The organism is Oceanicella actignis (assembly GCF_900111545.1).
In the GTDB taxonomy this organism is placed as follows: Bacteria; Pseudomonadota; Alphaproteobacteria; order Rhodobacterales; family Rhodobacteraceae; genus Oceanicella; species Oceanicella actignis.
In genome coordinates, this window is the sequence record NZ_FOHL01000003.1 from 358,742 (window position 1) to 380,995 (window position 22,254).

17 protein-coding genes and 1 other RNA gene are annotated in these 22,254 nt (G+C 73.9%); 13 read left to right on the forward strand and 5 right to left on the reverse strand.

Going from position 1 to position 22,254, the window contains the following annotated elements:
• Positions 1-72: 72 nt before the first annotated feature.
• Complete coding sequence (gene pepN, locus BMW67_RS06895) at positions 73-2,703, reverse strand: aminopeptidase N (protein WP_072746261.1); 2,631 nt, start codon at positions 2,701-2,703, stop codon at positions 73-75.
• A 201-nt stretch (positions 2,704-2,904) separates the two neighbouring features.
• On the opposite strand from pepN, the gene BMW67_RS06900 reads away from it, so the two are divergent.
• The 6 genes from BMW67_RS06900 to BMW67_RS06925 all read left to right on the forward strand — a co-directional run bounded on the left by BMW67_RS06900 (position 2,905) and on the right by BMW67_RS06925 (position 9,402).
• Entirely contained in the window at positions 2,905-5,067 is a 2,163-nt protein-coding gene (locus BMW67_RS06900) for a malate synthase G (protein ID WP_072746260.1), read from the forward strand.
• The gene (locus BMW67_RS06905; RefSeq protein ID WP_072746259.1) at positions 5,064-5,495 is read left to right on the forward strand and encodes a GlcG/HbpS family heme-binding protein; all 432 of its coding nucleotides are present in this window, start codon (positions 5,064-5,066) and stop codon (positions 5,493-5,495) included. Before BMW67_RS06900 ends, BMW67_RS06905 begins: the two co-directional genes overlap by 4 nt.
• Positions 5,496-6,118: 623 nt before the next feature.
• Positions 6,119-6,664, forward strand: coding sequence for a VOC family protein (locus tag BMW67_RS06910; protein ID WP_072746258.1), 546 nt, complete (start codon positions 6,119-6,121; stop codon positions 6,662-6,664).
• An 86-nt stretch (positions 6,665-6,750) separates the two neighbouring features.
• On the forward strand, positions 6,751-8,037 hold the full coding sequence (locus BMW67_RS06915; protein WP_072746257.1) for a glycerate kinase type-2 family protein: 1,287 nt from the start codon (positions 6,751-6,753) through the stop codon (positions 8,035-8,037).
• Positions 8,038-8,210: 173 nt separating this feature from the next.
• Positions 8,211-8,825 carry a hypothetical protein gene (locus BMW67_RS06920; RefSeq protein WP_072746256.1) on the forward strand — a complete coding sequence of 205 codons (615 nt, stop codon included), beginning with the start codon at positions 8,211-8,213 and terminating at the stop codon, positions 8,823-8,825.
• 172 nt (positions 8,826-8,997) lie between these two features.
• Entirely contained in the window at positions 8,998-9,402 is a 405-nt protein-coding gene (locus BMW67_RS06925) for a universal stress protein (protein WP_072746255.1), read from the forward strand.
• A 375-nt stretch (positions 9,403-9,777) separates the two neighbouring features.
• Here BMW67_RS06925 and BMW67_RS06930 read toward each other — a convergent pair whose 3' ends face one another.
• The 4 genes from BMW67_RS06930 to BMW67_RS06945 form a co-directional block, all read right to left on the reverse strand.
• Positions 9,778-10,605, reverse strand: coding sequence for an SDH family Clp fold serine proteinase (locus tag BMW67_RS06930; RefSeq protein WP_072746254.1), 828 nt, complete (start codon positions 10,603-10,605; stop codon positions 9,778-9,780).
• On the reverse strand, positions 10,602-11,717 hold the full coding sequence (locus BMW67_RS06935; protein ID WP_072746253.1) for an RNA polymerase sigma factor: 1,116 nt from the start codon (positions 11,715-11,717) through the stop codon (positions 10,602-10,604). Before BMW67_RS06935 ends, BMW67_RS06930 begins: the two co-directional genes overlap by 4 nt.
• A 58-nt stretch (positions 11,718-11,775) precedes the next feature.
• Positions 11,776-12,540, reverse strand: a complete 765-nt coding sequence (locus tag BMW67_RS06940) for a rhomboid family intramembrane serine protease (RefSeq protein ID WP_072746252.1) — start codon at positions 12,538-12,540, stop codon at positions 11,776-11,778.
• Positions 12,541-12,645: 105 nt separating this feature from the next.
• Positions 12,646-15,309 carry an erythromycin esterase family protein gene (locus BMW67_RS06945; RefSeq protein WP_072746575.1) on the reverse strand — a complete coding sequence of 888 codons (2,664 nt, stop codon included), beginning with the start codon at positions 15,307-15,309 and terminating at the stop codon, positions 12,646-12,648.
• A gap of 157 nt (positions 15,310-15,466) precedes the next feature.
• On the opposite strand from BMW67_RS06945, the gene BMW67_RS06950 reads away from it, so the two are divergent.
• The 7 genes from BMW67_RS06950 (at position 15,467) to BMW67_RS06980 (ending at position 22,194) form a co-directional block, all read left to right on the forward strand.
• On the forward strand, positions 15,467-15,970 hold the full coding sequence (locus BMW67_RS06950) for a GNAT family N-acetyltransferase (RefSeq protein WP_072746251.1): 504 nt from the start codon (positions 15,467-15,469) through the stop codon (positions 15,968-15,970).
• Positions 15,967-16,695, forward strand: coding sequence for an N-acetylmuramoyl-L-alanine amidase (locus BMW67_RS06955; RefSeq protein WP_072746250.1), 729 nt, complete (start codon positions 15,967-15,969; stop codon positions 16,693-16,695). Before BMW67_RS06950 ends, BMW67_RS06955 begins: the two co-directional genes overlap by 4 nt.
• Before the next feature lie 283 nt (positions 16,696-16,978).
• An RNA gene (gene rnpB, locus BMW67_RS06960) (RNase P RNA component class A) lies at positions 16,979-17,374 on the forward strand.
• A gap of 665 nt (positions 17,375-18,039) precedes the next feature.
• A complete protein-coding gene (locus BMW67_RS06965; RefSeq protein ID WP_072746249.1) occupies positions 18,040-18,537 on the forward strand; it encodes a division/cell wall cluster transcriptional repressor MraZ in 498 nt (165 codons plus the stop codon).
• A complete protein-coding gene (gene rsmH, locus BMW67_RS06970) occupies positions 18,534-19,595 on the forward strand; it encodes a 16S rRNA (cytosine(1402)-N(4))-methyltransferase RsmH (protein ID WP_091764176.1) in 1,062 nt (353 codons plus the stop codon). Before BMW67_RS06965 ends, rsmH begins: the two co-directional genes overlap by 4 nt.
• Positions 19,592-20,182, forward strand: a complete 591-nt coding sequence (ftsL, locus tag BMW67_RS06975; protein ID WP_072746248.1) for a cell division protein FtsL — start codon at positions 19,592-19,594, stop codon at positions 20,180-20,182. Before rsmH ends, ftsL begins: the two co-directional genes overlap by 4 nt.
• Positions 20,179-22,194 carry a peptidoglycan D,D-transpeptidase FtsI family protein gene (locus tag BMW67_RS06980; RefSeq protein WP_245728476.1) on the forward strand — a complete coding sequence of 672 codons (2,016 nt, stop codon included), beginning with the start codon at positions 20,179-20,181 and terminating at the stop codon, positions 22,192-22,194. The genes ftsL and BMW67_RS06980 overlap by 4 nt, the downstream gene beginning before the upstream one ends.
• Positions 22,195-22,254 lie beyond the last annotated feature (60 nt).

Genomic DNA, 22,254 nt, shown 5'->3' on the forward strand with positions numbered 1-22,254 from the left:
AGACCGGCCGGCGTGGGCGGCGCGGTGCGGGCGGCGCGCGGTGCGGGCAGCGCGCGGTCCGGGCGGCGCGCTTCAGCCGTCCAGCATGCGCTCGACCATCTCGGACAGATCGCGCGAAAGGCCCGGCTCGGCGGCGATGCGCTGCAGCTGGGCGCGCGCCAGCGCCTGGCGCCCGGCATCGAGGCGCCGCCATGTCTCGAACGCGCCGGCCATGCGCGCCGCCGTCTGGGGGTTGACCTTGTCCATGCGCAAGAGCCAGTCGGCGTAGAAGCGGTAGGGCGCGCCGTCGGCGGCGTGGAAGCGCGCCGGGTTGGCCATGGCGAAGGCCCCCACCAGCGAGCGCAGCCGGTTGGGGTTGCGCCACTGGAAGTCCTCGGCCTCGGACAGCGCCTTGACGCGGGCGAAGGCGTCGGGCTGGGGCGAGGTGGCCTGGATCATGCGCCACTTGTCCATCACCAGCGGATCGTGCGCCCACTGGCGGCGGAAGGCCTCGAGCGCCTCGTCGGCCTGCGGCGCGCCGTTGTGCGTCAGCGCCGTCAGCGCCGCCAGCTTGTCGGTCATGTTGTCGGCGGCGGCGAACTGCGCCGCCGCGTCGGCCTGGCCCTGCGGACGGCGCGCCAGAAGGGCCAGCGCGCCGTTGGCCAGGGCGCGGCGGCCGGCGTCGGCGGCCTCGGGGCTGTAGGGGCCGACGGGGCGGTGCAGGGCGCGCAGCGCGGCCAGGTCGTCGGCCAGCGCGTCGGTCAGCGCGTCCTTCCAGCGCTCGCGCGCGGCGTGGACGACCTGCGGATCGACCACGCCGTCGCGGTCGAACAGGGCCTGTGCGATCTCGTCTTCCGAGGGCGGGGCCAGGATCAGGGCGCGGAAGGCGGGGTCGAGCGTTTCGTCGCGCAGCGCCTTGCCCAGCGCCTCGACGACGCCGGGGGCGATGGGCGCGGGCGTCAGCGTCGGGACTCCGTCGCGCAGCGCCGTCTGCGCGGCGATGGCGTCGGCGGCCAGCGCGGCGCCGGCCTGCCAGCGGTTGAAGGGGTCGGAATCATGGGCCAGCAGGAAGGCGCGCTCGGCCGGATCGGCGTCGCGCTCGAGGATCACGGGCGCCGAGAAGCCGCGCAGCAGCGACAGCGTCGGCCGCTCGGGCAGCTCGATGCGCCAGCTTTGCTCGGCCTCGGTCAGCTCGAACAGGCGCCGGGGCGCGATCTCGTCGCCCGACTGGCCGAGAAAGCCGCAAGCGACGGGAATGACCATGGGCTTCTTGTCGGGCTGGCCGGGCGTGGGCGGCACGCGCTGGGACAGGGTCAGCGTCAGCGCGCGCCCGTCCCATTCCTCGCGCACGCGCAGGCGGGGCGTGCCGGCCTGCTCATACCACAGCTTGAACTGCGACAGGTCGCGGCCCGAGACGTCCTCGAACACCTTCAGCCAGTCCTCGACGGCGCAGGCCTGGCCGTCATGGCGCTCGAAATACAGGTCCATGCCCTTGCGCCAGGTCTCTTCGCCCACAAGCAGGCGCAGCATGCGGATGACCTCGGCGCCTTTCTCATAGACCGTGGCGGTGTAGAAGTTGTTGATCTCGCGATAGCTGTCGGGCCGCACGGGATGGGCCAGCGGGCCCGCGTCCTCGCGGAACTGGCGCGCGCGCAGCTGGCGCACGTCCTCGATGCGCTTGACCGCGGCCGAGCGCTGGTCGGCGGTGAACTCCTGATCGCGGAAGACGGTCAGCCCCTCTTTCAGGCACAGCTGGAACCAGTCGCGGCAGGTGATGCGGTTGCCGGTCCAGTTGTGGAAATACTCGTGGGCGACGATGCTCTCGATCAGCTCGTAGTCGCGGTCGGTGGCGGTCTGGGGGCTGGCGAGGACGTATTTCGAGTTGAAGATGTTCAGGCCCTTGTTCTCCATCGCGCCCATGTTGAAGTCGTCCACGGCGACGATGTTGAACACGCTCAGATCATATTCGCGGCCGTATTTCTCCTCGTCCCAGCGCATGGCGCGCTTGAGCGCGTCCAGCGCGTAGGCGCAGCGGTCCTCGTCGCCGGGGCGCACCCACACGTTCAGCGCCACCTTGCGCCCCGAGGCGGTGACGAAGGCGTCCGAGACGGCGCGCAGATCGCCCGCCACCAGCGCGAACAGATACGAGGGCTTGGGCCACGGATCGCGCCAGCAGGCGTAGCGGCGGCCGCCGGGCAGGGGGCCGCTCTCGCCCGGCTCGCCGTTCGACAGCAGCGTTCCCAGCTCGGCCGGGGCCTCGATGCGCACCGAGAACACCGCCATCACGTCGGGCCGGTCGGGATAGTAGGTGATCTTGCGAAAGCCCTGCGCCTCGCACTGGGTGCAATACATGCCGTTGGACAGGTAGAGCCCCTCGAGCGCGGTGTTCGCGGCCGGGGCGATCACGGTCTCGCATTCCCACACGAAGGCGTCGGGCAGGGGGGCGTCCAGCGTCAGCCCCTCGGCGTCCAGCGTCAGGCGGTCGGTGACGTCCTCGCCGTTGACCGAGGCGCGCAGCAGCCGCAGGCCCCGCCCGTCCAGCCGCAGCGGGCCGCCGGGGCCGTCGGGGTTGCGGGTGAAGTCGATGCGCGCGCGCACGCGCGTCGCGTCCGGGTGCAGGTCGAAGGTCAGATCCGTGGTTTCGACCAGCCAGGCGGGGGGCCGGTAGTCGGCCAGCCGGATGAGGGGGGCCTTGGGCGTGTCGTCGCGCCGGTCTGCGGGCATGTCGCTCTCCAGTCCAAAGGGTTCGCGGCACAGTTATGCAAACGCGCGCCCGGCTCAAGCGCCGCGCGCGCTTTCCGTGTGGTGAAATCGCATGTCATTTGCGTGGCGCCGCCGGCCGGGCCGCGCTTAGCTGCGCGCAGCAGGCGCCGACAGGCGCGAATCCGCCGCGAAGTATCCGCCGCAAGAAGGAGCCGCGAACCCATGACCGAGCGCATCGAGGCCGCGGGGCTGAAGGTCGCCCGCGAGCTGCACGACTTCATCGAGAACGAGGCCCTGCCCGGAACGGGCGTGACCTCGGAGGCCTTCTGGTCGGGCCTTGCGCGCATCGTGCGCGAGAAGGGGCCCGCGAACCGCGCCCTTTTGCAGCGGCGCGACGAGCTGCAGCGCAAGATCGACGCCTGGCACCGCGAGCGGCGCGGCGCGCCCCATGACGCGGCGGCCTATCGCGCCTTCCTCGAAGAGATCGGCTATCTGCTGCCCGAGGGGCCGGATTTCGAGATCACGACCGCCAATGTCGATCCCGAGATCGCGCAGGTGCCCGGCCCGCAGCTGGTGGTGCCGGTGACGAATGCGCGCTACGCGCTCAACGCCGCGAATGCGCGCTGGGGCTCGCTCTATGACGCGCTTTACGGCACCGACGCGCTGGGCGATCTGCCGCCGCCGGGCGGCTACGACGCGGCGCGCGGGGCGCGGGTGGTGGCCTGGGCCAAGGCGTTCCTGGACGAGGCCGCGCCGCTGGCCGGCGGCCGGCATGCGCAGGTCGAGGGCTATGCCGTGCGCGACGGCGCGTTGATCGCGCGCGGCCCGTGGGGCGAGACCGGCCTTGCCCGCCCCGAGGCCTTCGTCGGCTGGCGCGGCGCGCCCGACGCCCCCGAGGCGGTGCTGCTGCGCAACAACGGCCTGCATGTCGAGATCGCGATCGACCGCGCCGGCGCGGTCGGCGCCTCGGACCCGGCGGGGGTGCACGACGTGCTGCTCGAGTCGGCCGTCTCGACCATCATGGATTGCGAGGACAGCGTCGCGACCGTGGACGCCGAGGACAAGACCCGCGCCTATCGCAACTGGCTGGGGCTGATGAAGGGCGACCTGGCCGAAGAGGTCGAGAAGAACGGCCGCCGCTTCACCCGCGCGCTTGCGCCCGACCGCGTCTTCACGCGCCCCGACGGCGCCGAGGGCCGGCTGAAGGGGCGCTCGCTGATGCTGGTGCGCAATGTGGGCCTGCTGATGACCACCCCCGCCGTGCTGGGCCCCGACGGCGCCGAGATCCAGGAGCAGCAGCTCGACGCCATGGTCACGGCGCTGTGCGCCATGCACGACCTCAAGCGGCGCGCGAACTCGGCGACCGGCTCGATCTACACGGTCAATCCCAAGATGCACGGCCCCGACGAGGTGGCGCATGTCGCCTCGGTCCTGGCCATGGTCGAAGAGGCGCTGGGCCTTGCGCCCTGCACCATCAAGATGGGCATCATGGACGAAGAGCGCCGCACCACGGTCAACCTCAAGGAGTGCATCCGCGCCGCCCGCGACCGGGTCGTGTTCATCAACACTGGCTTCCTCGACCGCACCGGCGACGAGATCCACACCTCGATGGAGGCCGGGCCCATGGTCCGCAAGGCCGACATGAAGAGCCAGCCCTGGATCCTGGCCTACGAGGACTGGAACGTGGATGTGGGGCTGGCCTGCGGCCTGCGCGGCAAGGCGCAGATCGGCAAGGGCATGTGGGCCATGCCCGACATGATGGCGGCGATGCTCGAGCAGAAGATCGCCCATCCCATGGCCGGCGCCAACTGCGCCTGGGTGCCCAGCCCGACGGCCGCCACGCTGCACGCGACGCATTACCACAAGGTCGACGTGCTGGCCCGACAGGCCGAGCTGGCCGGGCGGCGGCGCGCGCGGCTGGACGACATCCTGACCATTCCGCTCGCCCCCGCGCCCGACTGGTCGGAGGACGAGATCCAGGCCGAGCTCGACAACAACGCGCAGGGCATCCTGGGCTATGTGGTGCGCTGGGTCGATCAGGGCATCGGCTGCTCGAAGGTGCCCGACATCAACGACGTCGGCCTGATGGAAGACCGCGCCACCTGCCGCATCTCGTCCCAGCATATGGCCAACTGGCTGCATCACGGCGTGGTGGACGAGGCCCGCATCATGGAGACGATGAAGCGCATGGCCCAGGTGGTGGACCGCCAGAACGCCGGCGATCCGGCCTATCGGCCCATGGCGCCCGATTTCGACGGCCCGGCCTTCCGCGCGGCCCGCGAGCTGGTGCTGCGCGGCGTCGAGGCGCCCTCGGGCTACACCGAGCCCACGCTGCACGCCTGGCGCCTGCGGCGCAAGGCCATGGACCGCGGAGAGGCGGCATGAGCGCCCTGACGCTGGAGGCCGCGCGGCGCGTCGTCGACGGCGCGCTGGCGCATGCGCGCGCGGCCGGCTTCAAGCCCATCGCCGTGCTGGTGCTGGATGCGGGCGGTCATCCCCTGGCCTTCGCGCGCGAGGACGGCGCCTCGCCGGGGCGCTGGGCCATCGCCCATGGCAAGGCGCATGGCGCGATCATGCTCGGAACGGGCTCGCGCGCGCTCATGGCCCGGGCCGAGGCGCAGGCCTATTTCGTGGCCGCCGCCAACGGCGCGCTGGGCGGCGCGCTGGTGCCGGTGCCGGGCGGCGTGCTGCTGCGCGCGGCCGATGGCGAGGTGATCGGCGCCGTCGGCGTCAGCGGCGAGACCTCGGACAATGACGAGGCCGCCGCCCTGGCCGGCGCCGCCGCGGCGGGCCTGCGCGCCGATCCCGGCTGATCCTGACGCGGCCCGGCGTATCGGCGATGTGCAATCGCGCAAGCATTCGGGCGCAAGGCATCCGGGCGCAAGCGCGAAGCGGCGATGCGCCGGGCGGCCCGTTCGCGGCCGCCGCGCCCCGCGCGCCCAGGGTCCGGCGCCGGCGCTGGGCGGGGCAGGGGCCGCGTCCGTGCGCAGGCATCGCCCGTGCCGATCCTCCGCCTGCGCCTTGCGGGGCGGGGCTCCGCCCCTGCGGTCCGCCCCCACGGCGCGACGGCACGCCGATGGCGCCGGCCCGACAGGCCCCGCTGCGCGGGGCGCGGTCGCAGCGACCTGCATGCGCCGGCTTCGCGCCAAGGCCAGGCGTCCCGTCGCGTCCCCTCGGCGGACCCCCGGCGGCCCCGCGCCCCGGCCGTTCGCCCGGCGGCCTTGCGCCCTGGCCCCCCGCCCCCCCGCCCCGCGCCTTGGCCTCTCGCCCGACGGCCCCGCCGCGCGTCGACGCGCCGGTCCGCCGCGGCCTTGCCCCCGCGCCCGGCGCCCTTCGGCCTGGCGCTCGGGCGCGGGTCGCTTTCGCCAGGCCGCGCGGCAGGCTATGCTTTCGGGAAACGGCGACGCCAGCGCCGGACAAGCGGAGGAAAACCGACATGCAGCCGATCCAGGTGCAAGGCGTTCATCACATCACCCTGACCGGCGCCGACCGGCGCAGCGCCATCGACTTCTGGCAAGGCGTGCTGGGCATGCCCTTCGTCTTCGAACAGCCCAACCTGGACGCGCCCGAAGAGAACCACCTTTACTTCGACCCCGGAGACGGGCGCCTCATCACCATCTTCACGCATGAGGGGCGCAAGCCCTCGGGCCGCCCGGCGCCGCAGGGGCCGGGCTGCGTGCACCACCTGGCGCTGACGGTCAGCCGCGCCGTCTTCGCCCAGGCGGCGCAGGGGCTCAAGGCGCGGGGCCTGGCCCATTCGGGGCCGAAGGATCGGGGCTTCATGGACTCGATCTACTTCCGCGAGCCGCTCGGCCTTCTGATCGAACTCTCCTGCTGGCGCTTCACGCCGCCCGAGGGCTTCGACCACGCCCGCGTGCTGGCCGAGGCCCACCGCCTGCGCGTGGCGCGCGGCGCCCCGGCCATAGCGGACGAGCATGTGGCCGAGGCCATCGCCGCCCTCGCCGCCGCGCGCGGGCGCTGAGGGCTGCGGCCGGCCGGCCCCGCAGAGCCAGACGTTTTCCCCGACGTTTCCCCAAAGGTTTCGATCCAGACCCGGAGCTTGTCGGCATGACCGCCCCCTTCGACGATCCGCGCGCCTTTCTGGCCGAGCTGTTCCACGCCGCCGTCGCCGCCGCCGACCCCGAGCGCGCGCTGGCGGCGCATCTGCCCGCCCCGCCGCGCGGGCGCGCCGTGGTGGTCGGCGCGGGCAAGGGCGCGGCGCAGATGGCCGCCGCGCTCGAACGCCTCTGGCAGGGGCCGCCGCTCGAGGGCGCGGTGGTCACGCGCTATGGACATGGCTGCGCCACGCGTCGCATCGAGGTGCTCGAGGCGGCGCATCCGGCGCCCGACGAGGCCGGTCTGGCCGCGTCCGAGCGCATGTTCGCGTTGGCGCGGGGCCTGGGGCCGGACGATCTGCTGATCGCGCTGATCTGCGGCGGAGGGTCCGCCCTGCTGCCCGCGCCGCCGCCGGGGCTGACGCTCGAGGACGAGATCGCGGTCAACCGCGCGCTGCTGAACTCGGGCGCGCCGATCGGGCAGATGAACGCGCTGCGCGTGTGCATGAGCCGCATCAAGGGCGGGCGGCTGGCGGCGGCGGCGCATCCGGCGCGGGTGGTCACGCTGGCCGCGTCGGACATTCCGGGCGACGATCCGGCGCTGATCGCCTCGGGGCCGACCATTCCCCAGCGCACCGGGCGCGCCGAGGCGCTGGCCGTTGCGCGGCGCTGGCGGCTGGACCTGCCCGAGGCGGCGCGCGCCTGGCTCGAGCGGGGCGACTGCGAACCGCCGCAGGCGGGCGATCCGGCCTTCGCCCGGGACGAGGCGCATGTGGTCGCCTCGGCGGGGCTTTCGCTCGAGGCCGCGGCGGCGCTGGCCGAGAAGCGGGGGGTGCGCGCGGCGATCCTGTCCGACTCGATCGAGGGCGAGGCGCGCGAGGCGGCGCGCGTGCTGGGCGCCGTGGCGCGCGAATGCGCGTTGCGCGCGCGCCCCTTCGCGCCGCCGGTGGCGCTGCTTTCGGGCGGCGAGACCAGCGTGCGCGTGCGCGGCAAGGGCCGCGGCGGGCGCAACGGCGAGTTCGCGCTGGCGCTGGCGCGAGAGCTGGACGGGCTCGAGGGGGTGTGCGCCCTTGCCGCCGACACCGACGGCATCGACGGCGCGGGCGACAATGCGGGCGCATTCTGCGACGGCGCCAGCTGGTCGCGCCTGGCCGGCGCCGGCGCGGACCCCGCCGCGCTGCTCGACGACAACGACGCATGGTCGGCCTTCGCGCGGCTGGACGACCTGTTCGTGACCGGGCCGACGGGCGTGAACGTGAACGACTTCCGCGCCATCCTGATCGCGCCGCGCGGCCGCTGAGCGCGGAACGCGCGCGTTGGCGCGGGGCGGGGCGCGTGACAGGGTCCGCGGCCAAGGCCGGACCGCGCGATGGTTCGGCCCGCGTCATGCGCAACGCGCGCGGCTTGCCGGCGGGCGTTTTCGGAATTCGTTCGCGTTCCTTGTGAAGTCTTTAAGATGATGGAACCCTTGACATGCTTCGCATTCTCATCGCCGCGGGCATCGCGGCCGCCGCGCTCTCGGCCGAGGCCCACGCGGCGCCGATCTCGGCCAACTTTCGCGCCGAGCTGAGCCTTCCCGAAGCCATCGGTCCGGACGCGCGGGTCTTCGAAGCTCTGGCCGAGCCGGTCGCGGGCGCGCCCGATCTGGACGCTACGAACGAAATCGCCAATCCCGAACGCTACGGGGGATTCGCCACGGTGGATCTGGACTCAAGCGGCCTCATCACCTTGACCGGCGACCAGTCCGAGGCGGGCTTCGCGGACGACCAGCTTGCGGTGTTCACCATCTCGGACATCGTTTTCGACGCCGGCGAGACCATTCTGGGGGTCGATGTCGCGTCTTCCGGCCTGCTCGATCCCGACCCGGGCTTCGTGGTGATCGCGCCGCTGGTCGAGTTCACGGCGAACAGCGTCACCATCACCTACGACGTGGGCGACGGCGAGTTTTTCCAGTTCCTCGACGGCGGCGCGTCGACCTTCGCGCTGAAGACCGGCGCCGCGGCGGTTCCGCTTCCGGTCGGCGGGGCGCTGCTGCTCGGCGCGCTGGCGGCGCTTGGGGTTGCGCGGCGCAGGCGCGTCGCGGCCTGACGTCGGGGCCGGGTCCGGCCTGGCCGCGCCTTCGGGCGAGGACCCGCGCAAGCGACGGCGCGGCGCGCAGGATGCGGGCCGCGCCGTTTGCTTTGGATCATTGCGCCGCGCGGCGGATGGGGCGAAGCTTGGCGCGCATCATGACCCGCATCATCGACGGAGCGACGACGCCATGTACAAGAACATCCTGATCCCGGTCGCGCTGGACCATGACGACGCCGCGCGCGCCTCGCTCGAGGTGGCGCGGGCGCTGGCGGCCGAGGGCGCGCGGCTGACGGTCATCCATGTGATCGAGGAAACGCCCTCCTACGTCGCGGCCTACATTCCCGAAGAGACCCTGCGCCACAACCGCGAAGAGGCGCGCCGCCACGTCGCCGCGCTGGCCGAGGGCGTGGGCGCGGCCCATGAGGTGGTCTCGGGTCACGCGGCGCGCACGATCGTGCGCTATGCCGAGGATCACGGCGCGGACTGCATCGTTCTGGCCTCGCACAAGCCGGGGCTCGAGGACTATTTCCTGGGCTCGACCGCCGCGCATGTGGTCCGTCACGCGCGCTGCTCGGTGCATGTGATGCGCTGACGCGCGGGGCGCATGTGCCGCGATGACGCGCGGGGCGCCCGAGATGCGCCGACGCGCCGGCCCATGGGGCGGCCCGCGCGCCGGGCCGCGCGGGGAAGAAGGGGCGCGCGGCGGCGCGACGATATCATGACATCATGACGCGCGAGGCCGCGCGCGGCGCCGGCGCGCGGCTCGTTCGGCCGGGCGGCGCCGGCCTCTGCCGCGGCCGACCGGCGAAACCGCGCGAAGAAGATGGCGCGCGTGGCGGGGCGACGACGCGCGGCGCGTGGACCGGCCGGACCGCGCGATGCGGTTTCGCGACGCGCCGCCGCGCGGCGGGCCGAAACGCGGCCGCCCCCGCGCGGGGCGGGGGCGGCGATCGGCCTGGCCTGACGATCAGCGGCGCGGCAGGCCGCGCTCGCGCGGGGTCGGGATGTATTCGACCCCGCCGGTCTGGCGCACCGGCTGGGGGTAGAGGGTCATCAGCTCGAGCACCTCGTCGGGGATCTCGGTGTTGACCGGCAGCCCCATCTCGCGCGCCTCGTCCGCCGAGATCGGATAATCATGCGTCCATGCGCCGGTGGCGAGGCGCGCGGCCAGCGCCTTGGCGGCGTCCGGCTCGAGGTGCTTGGACAGCAGGTCCGTCGCCGCCGCCTCGACCTGCGAGATCGCCTTGCGGCCGACATCGGCCATGATCAGCGTCTGGTCGTCGACCTCGGCGATGGGCTTGTCCTCGACCGCCTTGATGATCGAGGCCGCCGGCAGCTGGCCCAGCTGCGGATCGACCGGGCCGAGCACCGCGTGGCGGCTCATCACGATCTCGTCCGCCGCCAGCGCGATCAGCGTGCCGCCGGACATGGCGTAGTGGGGCACGAACACCGTCACCTTGCCCTTGTGGTCGCGCAGCGCGCGGGCGATCTGCAGCGCCGCCAGCACCAGCCCGCCCGGCGTGTGCAGCACCAGGTCGATGGGCATGTCGTCATCGGTCATCTGGATGGCGCGCAGCACCTCTTCCGAATCCTCGACGTTGATGAAGCGCATCACCGGAAAGCCCAGAAGGCTCATCGTTTCCTGCCTGTGCACCATGAGGATGACGCGCGATTCGCGGCTTTTCTCGATCTGGGCGATCTTGCGCGCGCGCATGGCGTCCAGATAGCGGCGCTGCAGCACGGGCTGCATGGCCGAGACGATGAAGAAGATCCAAAGAAGGTCGATGGGGTTCATGGCCGCTCCTCCGCCGCCCCGCCGGCCAGAAGGCGCGCGAGGTCGATTTCGTCGCCGCCGGCGAGGCCGGCGCGGGTGAGCCGCGCGACCACGAAGGCGCGCGCATGGACCACATGCGCCGCCGCGGTCTGCCGCGGAATGTCGAGGATATGCGCCAGGTCGGGCTCGTCGAAGCCTTCGATCTCGCGCAGCACCAGCGCGCGCCGCCAGAGGGCGGGCAGATCGCGCAGGATGGCGGCGACGAGGCCGCCGCGTTCGAGCGCTGCGTCGGCGGCCTCGATCTGCGCATCCTCGGCGGACATGGCCGACGGATCGGGCAGGATGTCGGCCAGGGACAGATCCTCGTCCGGCTGGTGGAATTCGTGGAACTCCTCCTGCACCATGTCCTCGGCCTGATCCTCGGCGTCGCGGGCCGGGCGCGCCTGAAGCGACAGCGCGTCGACGAAGACGCGGCCGTTCTCGGCCTCGCGGTCCAGCACCTTGAACAGGGTGCGCAGCAGCGCCCGCTCGACCTCTTCGGGCTTCAGGCCCGGGGTCCATGCGGCGCGGGTTTCGGCCAGCGTCTCGTCGATGACGTCGGTCAGGGTCGGATAGGCGGGTTCGAGCTCGCCCATGGCGCGCATGAAGGCCAGCTCGCGGCGGGCGATGCGCTCGAGCCGCGAAAGGTCGAGCCCGGCCAGCCCCGCCTCGGCCTCGCGCGCGATTTCGGGCGGCAGGGCGGCGACGCGGGCCTTGAGCGCGTGCAGACGCTCGCGCCGGGCGCGGCGGCGCCAGCTTTCCTGCCCGCGCAGGCGCTCGAGGGCGCGCTGGGCGCGGCGGCGCAGATGCTCGACGGCCTGTTCGACGACCGAGCCAAGGTCGCGCCCGGTCGCGCGGGCCTCGGCGACGTTGCGGCGCGGCAGGTGCAGGTGCAGGCGCACCTCGATGGGCGCGGCGCCCTTGCCCTCGTCCGTGACGACGGCGCGCAGGGGCTCGTGCGTCCAGCCGGCCGCGGCCAGCAGCGGCGCGATGCGGCGCGCGGCCAGCTCGCGCAGCGCGGCCTCGGCCTCGGCGCGGCGCGCGTCGTCCAGCCCTCGGGCGACGAATTGCAGGGGGATGCTGGCGTCGGTCATGGCGTTTCTCGTTCCTTTCTTGTCGTTTTGTCCGTCTTCGTCCGTCATCGCGCCGCCTTCAGCCCCATGGCCCCCGGACCCTGCGGCGGCTGCCGTCGGGGGCGAAGCCCATGCGCCCCTCGTCGGCGAAGTAGGGCCGGCGCGCCGAAGCGGGCAGCCGCACCCAGGGCGCCAGGACCCAGCCGGCAACGAAGCCGCCGATATGGGCCCACCAGGCGACGCCTCCGACGTCGGCGCTCTGGCCCAGGGTCATCAGGCCCGGCAGGATCTGGCTCAGGAACCAGAAGAGGGCGAAGGCGATGGCGTGAACCTCGAAGAATATGGGGATGAAGCCCAGCGGCGCCATGATGACGATGCGCGCAAGCGGGAACATGCGCACATAGCAGCCGATCACCCCGGCGATGGCGCCCGAGGCGCCCAGCGCCGGCAGCATCGATGTGGGGTTCATGGCCGCATGCGCCCACGAGGCGGCCACCCCGCACGCCAGGTAGAAGGCCAGGAAGCGCCCCGGGCCGAGGCGGTCCTCGACGGCGGGGCCGAACAGCCACAGCGTCCACATGTTGGCGATCAGGTGCATCCAGCCGCCATGCAGGAACATGTTGGTCGCGAAGGGCGCCCAGTCGGCCGGGCCCTGCGGCGGCGCGACCTGGGCCAGCGGCCCGAAGAAGCGCGCCGGAATCAGGGCGTATTCGCGCAGGAACGCTTCGAGCAGGTGCGGGGGCAACGAGATCTGGTGCAGGAACACCAGCACGTTGACCCCGATCAGCGTCCAGACGACGAAGGCGGGATTGCGGGTCGGGACCGAGTCCTGAATGGGGAACATGCGCGCTCCGTTGCTGCGGGCCGTGCGCGCCGCGGCGGGCGGCGCGGCGCTCGGGCACGCTAGCGCATTCGCGCCGCCGTCGCCACAGCCGGATCTGCGGCGCGCTCACAGGCCGAAGGGATAGGTGTCGTCCTCGCCGCCCTGCACGCGGGCGGGCAGGGGGGTGACGGCCGATCCTTCGGCGAACCAGAGCAGGGCGTCGAACTGTTCGGACATCAGCGCGTGGCTGTAGTGGCTCCAGCGCTCGGTCTCGGGGCGGTAGATGACGCCGATGAAGCGCTCGAGCCGCGGCTCGGCCAGCACGGCGCGCGCCGCCTCGTTGACGCCCGCGCGCAGGTCCAGAAGGCAGCGCGCGCCGCCGGCCTCGCGCACAAGGGCCTCGTGGCTGTCGGGGCGCGAGGGGCGCATCGCCTTGATCTCCATCGGCCCGTCCCAGTCCGTGGCCGCCGCGACCGTGCCGCGGTCGGCGCAAAGGCCGATCAGCGCGACCTCGCGGCCCCATTCCTCGCGGCACAGCTGGCCGATGTTGAGCTCGCCGCGCGCGGCGCCCATCTCGGTGGCGCGGGCGTCGCCGATATGCGAGTTGTGCGCCCACACCACCGCCTTCGCCTCGGGGCCGACATGCGCCAGCGTCGCGCGCAGCGTCTCGAACATGTGGCGGTCGCGCAGGTTCCACGATTCGCGCGCGCCGTAATACATCACGCGGTAGTAGCGTTCGGCGTCGGCCACCAGCTGCGCGTTGCGCTCGGCGTCGAAGAACTGATCGCCGTCCTGGCGGGCGTAGTCCAGCCGCTTGCGCATCAGCTCGGTCAGCACGCGCATGACGGGCTCTTCGCACGCGGCATGGCCTGCGGCCAGCGCCGCGCGGCCATAGGCGGCGGGCTCGGACGCCCAGGGCGCAAGGCAGCCGTAGCGGCGCCGGGCGGCGGCGGCGGCCTCGGGATCGACGCGGTCGAGATAGGCCAGGACCTCGGCCATCGAGGTGAACATGCTGTATAGGTCGAGCCCGCAGAAGCGCGCGCGCGCCTCGGGCGCCAACGCGGCGTTGCGTCGGCGCAGCCAGGCGACGAAGGCGTCCACCTCCTTGTTGCGCCACATCCAGGTGGGGAAGCGGGCGAAGGGCGCGACGTTGCGCCCGCGCGCGGGCAGGCCGCGCACATGGCGGTCGATGGCGGCGGCGTCCGGCCAGTCGGCCTCGACGGCGACGATGTTGAAGCCGTGCCGCTCGATCAGCCGGCGGGTGATGCGGTCGCGCGCGCGGTAGAATTCCGAGGTGCCGTGCGTGCTTTCTCCCAGCAGCACGACGCGCGCGTCGGCGAAGCGGTCGAAGGCGGCGGCGAAGGCGTCGTCCTCGATCTCGGGCAGCGGCTCGGCCGCCTGGCGCAGGATGGCGACGGGATCGCGCGGCGCGGCGGGCCGGACGTCGGCCCCGCTCGGCGCAGGCGCGGCGGCGTCGGCGGCGCGTCCCAGGTGGTGCTGGAACCACGCCCCGGCCAGCTGCGCGACCTGCTCGAGCGCGCCGGGCTCTTCGAACACATGGCCCGCGCCGGGGATGATGCGCAGGAGCTTCTCGCAGCGCAGCTCGGCCAGCGCGCGGCGGTTGAGCGCGAGGGTCTGCGGATCGTTCCCGCCGACGATCAGCAGGGTGGGCGCGGTCACCTCGGCCAGACGCGGGCCGGCAAGGTCGGGCCGCCCCCCGCGCGAAACCACCGCCGACACGCGCTCGCCCAGCTCGGCCGCGGCCAGCAGCGCCGCCCCCGCGCCCGTGCTGGCGCCGAACAGACCCAGCGGCAGCTCGGCCATGCCCGGCTCGGCGGCGACGCGCAGTTCGGCCTCGAGCAGCCTTTCGGCCAAGAGCGGGATGTCGAACACGTTGCGCCGGTCCTCGGCCTCGGCCGGGGTGAGCAGGTCGAGCAGCAGCGTCGCGAAGCCCAGCCGGTTCAGATGCTCGGCCACGGCGCGGTTGCGGGGGCTGAAGCGGCTGGAGCCGCTGCCATGAGCGAAGATGACGACGCCGCGCGGATCGGCCGGCACGCTCAGCTCGCCCGCAAGCCCGGCCGGAGGGACCGTGATCTCGCGCCGCAGGATCGGGCCGGCGGGGTCCTCTGCGGCCTCGGCCCAGACGCTGCGCAGAAGGCCGATGGTCTCTTCGTCGGTCAGCTGGTGGAAGTCGCGGTAAAAGCCGCCGACGCCGCGGAAATGCCGCGCCGGCAACAGGCAGACCACATCGTCCGCCAGCCGCGCCAGCTGGGGGATCTGCTCGGCGGGCGCCACCGGGACGGCCACGATCACGCGCGCCGCGCCCTGCGCGCGCAGCGCGGCCAGGGCGGCCTTCATGGTCGCGCCGGTGGCCAGACCGTCATCGACCACGATCGCCGTGCGTCCGGCGGGGCTGATCCGCGGGCGCTCGCTCAGGTAGCGCGCGCGCCGCCGGCGCAGCTCGGCCAGCTCGCGCGCGCGGGCGCGCTCGAACCACGCCGCATCGGCGCCCGCGGCGCGCATGACCTCTTCGTTGACGATGGTCCGGGGCGGGTCGCCCTCGACCACGGCGGCGGCGGCCACCTCGGGCGCGCCGGGGGCGCCGATCTTGCGCACCATCACCAGATCGAGCGGCGCGCCCAGCGCGTGGGCGATCTCGACCGCCACGGGCACGCCGCCGCGCGGCAGGGCGTAGACGACGGGGTTTTCGGGCGCCATCGCCGCCAGGCGCGCGGCAAGCCGGCGCCCGGCGTCGGCGCGATCCTCGAAGGGAAAGTCTTCGGCGTTCATGGCGGGCTCTCCTGTCGGGTTCTCGTTCGTCGCCAGCATGCCATGCGGCGGCGGCGGCGCCTTGACCCAGCGCAAGGCCGCCGCCATGGTCGCGCCCGGCGCCGAGCGCATGGCCGCTCGCGCCGCCCTTGTCCGCGCCCGGCGAAGGAGGACGCCCATGAGCCAACGCCTGCGCCCCGATCTGCGCCCGCGTCTTGCGACTCCCCGGGATCTGTCCCTGGTCGAGGAAGCCCTGCGCGCGCTGGCGCGCGATCTGGACGATCCGTTCCGCGCGTCGCCGCACGAAGTGGCCCGGGCGCTGTTCGGCCCCGAGGCCTTCGCCGAGGCGCTGATCGCGGCCGAGGGCGCGCGCCCGGCGGGGGTGTGTCTGTTCTGGCCGGTTCTCTCGACCGCGACGGGCGGGGCGGGGGTGCATGTCTCGGATCTGTGGACGGCCCCGAGCGCGCGCGGCGCGGGCCTTGGCCGCCGCCTGCTGGCCGCCGCCGCGGCGCGGGCGCGGGCGCGCTGGGGCGCGCGCTTTGCGCGGCTGAGCGTCTATGCCGACAATCCCCGCGCCGAGGCGCTATACCGGCGGCTGGGCTTCGAGCGCGAGCTGCGCGCCGCGCCCATGGCCCTGAGCGGCGCCGCCTTCGCGGCCCTCGCCCGCGAGGGAGAGGCATGAGCCTTGCGATCGCGCATCTGCCCTCGCCCAATCACGGCCCGCGGCGGGGCGCGGCGGCGCCGGACATGGCGGTGCTGCACCACACGGCGATGGAGCGGCTCGAGGACGCGCTGGCGCGGCTGCGCGATCCGGCGGCCGAAGTCTCGGCGCATTACGTCATCGCGCGCGACGGACGCATCTTCGCCCTTGTGCCCGAAGAGCGCCGCGCCTGGCATGCGGGGGTCTCGTTCTGGGCGGGCGAGCGCGACGTGAACTCGCGCTCGATCGGCATCGAGCTGGACCATCCGGGGCCGCTGGCCGGGGCGCCGCCCTATTTCGCGCCGCAGATGCTGGCGCTCGAGCGGCTGTTGGCCGACATCATGGCGCGCTGGGGCATCGTCCCGTCGCGGGTGGTGGGGCACTCGGACGTCGCGCCGGGGCGCAAGAGCGATCCGGGGCCGAAATTCGACTGGCGGCGCCTGGCGCTGCGCGGGCTGGCGCTGTGGAGCGACGCCGACGGCGCGGGCCGCCGCGACGATCCCGAGGCGAACCGCGCCGCCATCCTGCGCGCCGCCGCGCGCCTGGGCTACGCCCCGCCCGCCGACGCCGCGCAGGAGGCGGCGCTGATGCGCGCCTTGCAGCTGCGCTTCGCGCCGCACGCGCTCGGGGCGCCGCCGGGGCCTCTTCTGGCCGCGCGGCTCGAGGAGGTTGCCGAGCAAGCGCAGGGCCCGGCGCCGCCGGCCTGATCTTGCCGCGCGGGGCCGGCGCCCGGCCTGCCGCGCACAGGCGCGAGCGCCGCCCCGGTGCACGCCGCGCGGGCGCGGGGCCGGCGCCGCGCTTGGGCGGGGCTGCGGCCGCTTGTCCGATCGCGGCCGGCAGGCGAGGGGCGCGGCCGCCCCTGGTCCGGCGCCCTGCGCGCGCGCCGTCGGCCGCGTCTTGCGCGCGGCGCCGCCGTCCGGCCGCGACGGGGCGCTTTTCTTGCCGCCGGCTATTGTCAAACCGGGGCGCGGGCGCCTACATCCATGGCGTGCGGATGGCCGGGCGGCCGCGGCGCGCGGCTGGACCGCGCGGCGAGGAAAGTCCGGGCTCCACGAAGACGCGGCGCCGGATAACGTCCGGCCGGGGAAACCCGAGGGAAAGCGCCACAGAGAACAGACCTCCGTTCCGGGTTCGTCCCGGGGCGGGAAGGGTGAAACGGTGGAGTAAGAGCCCACCGCGCCCCCGGCGACGGGGGCGGCACGGCAAGCCCCGCCGGGAGCAAGGTCAAGTTGCGAGGGAGGCGGCCTTCGGGCCGCCGATGGGTCGTCTTCGCCCTCCCTCCGTGGTGGACCGCGAGAACGCCCGGGCGACCGGGCGTCCAGATGAATGGCCGCCCAGGGGCCGCAAGGCCCTGGACAGAACCCGGCTTACAGGCCATCCGCACGCATCTGACCGCTCATGCGCATCGCTCCGCGGCGCAGCAGGGCTGCGGCCGCGCGGCGCGGGGCCGGGGCGGGGCGCGCTCGGGGGAGCATTCGGGCCGAGCATTCGGGTTCGGCATTCGGGCGGAGCATTCGGGTTCGGCGTCCGGGTTCGGCATTCGGGCGGAGCATTCCTGGACGGGATCGAATCGACGCCCGGACGTCCGCGCCGCCGCCGATGGCCGCAAGCGGGCGGCGGATGGGGGCGCATGGGTTGCCATGGGACGCCATGGTCCGCGGGCGGTGGCGGGCGTTACTTCCTACATCTGCCATTGTTCTTGCAATGTTCGCCAACATTTGGGGTTTGCGGCGCGGATTAACTTTTGTTAACACCCCTGTTCGCCATTTTTTTCCATGTCATCCCATTTTTGACCGTTGAGAACCATGATTTCCCATGCTACAAGATTCCTGCGGCGGCCAAGGGGTCGGACAAGAAAACGAGCAGGTTTCATACAGGCCCTCCCGCCGCGCGGAAAAACCGACGCCCCGAAAGAAAACCAAGGGGGCGCGAAGCGCGAAGTCGGACACATCCCGAGGGACCAGCGGGTCGCGCTCTGAGGCAGGCGCGGCCCGCTTTTCCTTCCGGCCCCGACGGGCCGGGCGCGCGGACCAGAGGAGAGGGAGCGGCCCATGTGGCAGCGCTTCACATCCAGTTCGGTCCACAAGGTGGACGCCAAGGGCCGGGTCTCGGTCCCGGCCCTGTTCCGCCGCGTGCTCGAGCAAAGCGCCGTTCCCGGCGGGCTGGTGGTCATTCCCAACCTGCGCGGCTCGGAATGCCTCGAGGTCTTCACCCACGAGTTCATGGATCGCCTGGCGCGCAACATCGCGCGCATGAAGCCCTTCTCGAAAGAGCGGCGGCGGCTGGAATACGAGTTCCTGGCCAACGCGCTGCCCATGCAGATCGACGAGACCGGGCGCATCGTGCTCTCGCCCCAGCTCAAGGCGGCGGCGGGCATCCGCGACCAGGCGCGCTTCGTGGGGCTGGGCGACAGCTTCCAGATCTGGGCGCCCGACCGCTTCGAGCGCATGATGGCCGATCTGCGCGAGGCCGAGGACGCCGACGGCGCCGACCCCCTCGACGCCATGCCCTGGGACGATGCGGGCGATCCCTTCGGAGGCGGCGCATGAGCGGCGACGACGCGCTGGCCCGCGCCCGGGCGGCGCACGCGCCCGTCATGCTGGACGAGGTTCTGGCCGCTCTGGCCCCCGAGGGCGGCGGCGCGTGGGAGGGCGCGTGGCTCGACGGCACGCTGGGCGCGGGCGGCTATGCGCGCGCCATTCTCGAGCGCGGCGCGCGGCGGCTGGTGGCGATCGACCGCGACCCCGAGGCCGTCGCCCGCGCGCGCGAATGGGCCGGGATCTATGGCGAGCGGCTGGTCCTGGTCCACGGCGCCTTCGGCGATCTCGACCGTCACGCGGCGCCGACGCTGGCCGAGCTGGGCGCGCCGGGGCTGGCGGGGGTGGTGCTGGACATCGGCGTGAGCTCGATGCAGATCGACCAGCCCGAGCGCGGCTTCTCGTTCCAGAAGGACGGCCCGCTGGACATGCGCATGGCGCAGGAGGGGCCCTCGGCGGCCGATCTGGTCAACCGCGCCGAAGAGGCCGACCTGGCCGACATCCTGCATCATTACGGCGAGGAGCGCGCCGCGCGCCGCATCGCGCGCGCCATCGTCGCCGCCCGCCGCGAGGGGCCGATCGAGACCACGCTGCGCCTGGCGCGCATCGTCGAAAGCTGCCTGCCGCGCCCGCGTCCCGGCCAGCCGCACCCGGCCACGCGCAGCTTTCAGGCTCTGCGCATCGCGGTCAACGACGAGCTGGGCGAGCTGATCCGCGCCCTGTCCGCGGCCGAGCGCGCGCTCGCCCCCGGCGGGACGCTGGCGGTCGTCACCTTCCACTCGCTCGAGGACCGCATCGTGAAACGCTTTTTCCAGCAGCGCGCGGGCGGCGCCCCGGGCGGCTCGCGCCATGCGCCGCGCCTCGAGGGGCCGGCGCCCTCGTTCCGCCTGCTCTCGCGCAAGGCGGCGACGGCCTCGGAGGAAGAGCTGGCGCGCAACCCGCGCGCGCGCTCGGCCCGTCTGCGCGCCGCGCGCCGCACCGACGCGCCGCCCGTTCCGGCCGATCCCGCCTCGCTGGGCGCGCCGCGCCTTGGCGATCTTGCCGGTCTGATGAGGAGGATTTCGCGATGAGAAGCCTGCTCTACGTTCTGGCCCTGGCCTTCGTCGCCGCGGTGGCGGTCTGGGCCTATCGGGTGAACTATCAGACGCTCGAGGCCGCCGATCGCGTGGCCGCCCTTCGCGAAGAGATCGCGCGCGAGCGCGAGGCGCTCGAGATCCTGCGCGTCGAGTGGGCGCATCTGAACGCGCCCGAGCGCCTGGCGCGCCTGGCGCGCCGTCACGCCGATGCGTTGGGGCTGGCGCCCATGGGGCCCGATCATTTCGCCGAGACCGCCATGGCCGCCTTCCCGCCGCCGGCGCCGCTGCCCCCCGCGCCGCCGCCGGTCGAGCCGCCGCTGCTGGCGCCCGACGGGTTCATGATCCTGTCGGCGCTCGAGGTCACGCGCCACTTCGGCCGCCCCTCGCTCGAGGTGGCGAGCCTGTCGGCCGGCGCCGAGGCCGAGGCCGCGCCGGACTTCGACGCGCCGCCGCTTCCCTCGCGCGCCGGCGCGGCGCAGCTTGTCGCCTTTGCGCCGGCGCCCGCCGCGCGCGCGGGCGGCGGCGCGGCCCTGGCGGCGCTGGATCTTGGCGCGGCCTTCGGCATGGAGCGGGCCCGATGATGCGCCGCGCCGCGCCCGAGCCGGCCGCCCCCGGCGCCGCGGCCGGCGCGGGGGGCGAGCTGGCGCTGTTCGAGCGCCCGGCGCCGCCCGACGCCCGGGCCGGCGGCGGCCATGGCACGGGACATGGCACGGGACATGGCACGGGACATGGCGCGGGGCAGGGCGGGGAACATGGCGCGGGGTGGGCGCCCGATCCCGACCTTGACGACGCCGCGGCCCTGGGCGGTGCGCGGCTGGCCGACGTGATCGCCGCGCGCAGCCAGGGGCGCGACCCCAACGCCGAGGCCGCCCGCCGCCGGCGCGAGCGCGAGCGCCGCCGCCAGGCCGAGCTGCGCCGGCGCGCCCAGTGGCGCGTGTTCATGCTGTGCGGCGTGTTCCTGCTGGCCTATGCCGCGCTGGCCGGGCGGATGGCGCATCTGGCCGCCTCGGACCCGGCCGAGCCCGGCGTCATGGCCGCGGATCCGGGCTTCAGCGCCGTGCGCGCCGAGATCCGCGACCGAAACGGGGCGCTCTTGGCGGCGAACGTGCCGGTCTGGTCGCTCTACGCCCGCCCGGACGAGATGGTCGATCCCGCCGCGGCCGCGCGCGGGCTGGCGCGCATCTTTCCCGATCTGGACGAGAAGGCGCTGCTGCGCCGCTTCACCGACGGGCGGCGCTTCTTGTGGATCAGGCGCGCCATCACCCCGGCCGAGCGCCTTGCGGTGCATGACCTGGGCGAGCCGGGGCTGAAGTTCGGCCCGCGCGAGGCGCGCGTCTATCCCGCCGGGCGCGCCGCCGCGCATGTGCTGGGCGGCGCGAGCTATGGCAAGGAGGGCGTCGCCGCGGCCGAGATCGTGGGCGTGGCCGGCGTCGAGCGCCATTTCGACGCGCGCCTGCGCGACCCCGCCCGCGCGGCCGAGCCGCTGCGCCTGTCGATCGACCTGCGCGTGCAGGCCGCCTTCGCCGAGGTTCTGGACGAGGCCATGAAGCGGCTGCACGCGCGCGGCGCTGCGGGCGTGCTGATGGACGCGCGCAACGGCGAGGTGCTGGCCCTGGTCTCGCTGCCCGATTTCGACCCCAACCGCCGCCCGCCGCCCCCGGTGCGCGGTCGCCCCGACGATCATCCCACCTTCAACCGCGCCGCGCAGGGGGTGTATGAGCTGGGCTCGACCTTCAAGCCCCTGACCGCCGCCATGGTCATGGAGGCGGGGCTTGCCGGTCCCGACACGCTGGTGGACACGCGCGGCCCGCTCTATTGGGGGCGGTTCCGCATCTCGGACTTCCACCGCATGCCCGACCAGATGACGCTGCGCGAGGTGCTGGTGGAAAGCTCGAACGTGGGCACGGCGCGGCTGGCGATCCTGGCCGGGGCGCGGCGGCTGCAGGATTTCCTGGCCCGTCTGGGCCTGTTCGACCCGCTGCCGGTCGAGCTGCCCGAGGCGCGCTCGGCGCGGCCGCTGACGCCGCCGAACTGGTCCGAGATCGCGACCATGACGGTGTCCTACGGCCACGGCATGGCGGTGACGCCGCTGCATCTGGCGGCGGCCTATGCGACGCTGGCCAATGGCGGGCTGCGGGTGCGCCCGACCCTCGTCGCCGGCGCGCGCCCGCCGGGCGAGGAGGCGCGCGTGATCTCGGCCGAGACCTCGCGTAGGCTGCGCGAGATGCTGCGCGCCGTCGTCACCGAGGGCACGGGCCGCAACGCCGACGTGCCCGGCTACGAGATCGCCGGCAAGACGGGCACCGCCGAAAAGCCGCGCACCGACGGGCGCGGCTATGATCACGACAAGGTCATAGCCACTTTCGCCGGGTTTTTCCCCGCCCATGATCCGCGCTATGTCATCGTGGCGACCACGGACGAGGCGGTCGAGTCCTCGGGCCGCCGCCCGCGCCGCACCGCGGGCTGGACGGCGGCGCCGATCGTGGCCGAAGCCGTGCGCCGCATCGCGCCAATCCTGGGCATGCGGCCGCTGCCCGCCCCGCGCGCGACGGCCGATGCGGGGGGCGCGCCGGCGCGCGCGGCGCTGCGATGAGCGCCCCGGCCCGCTCGCGCCGCCCCCGCCCGGGCGCCCGCGATCTCACCTGGAACAGGA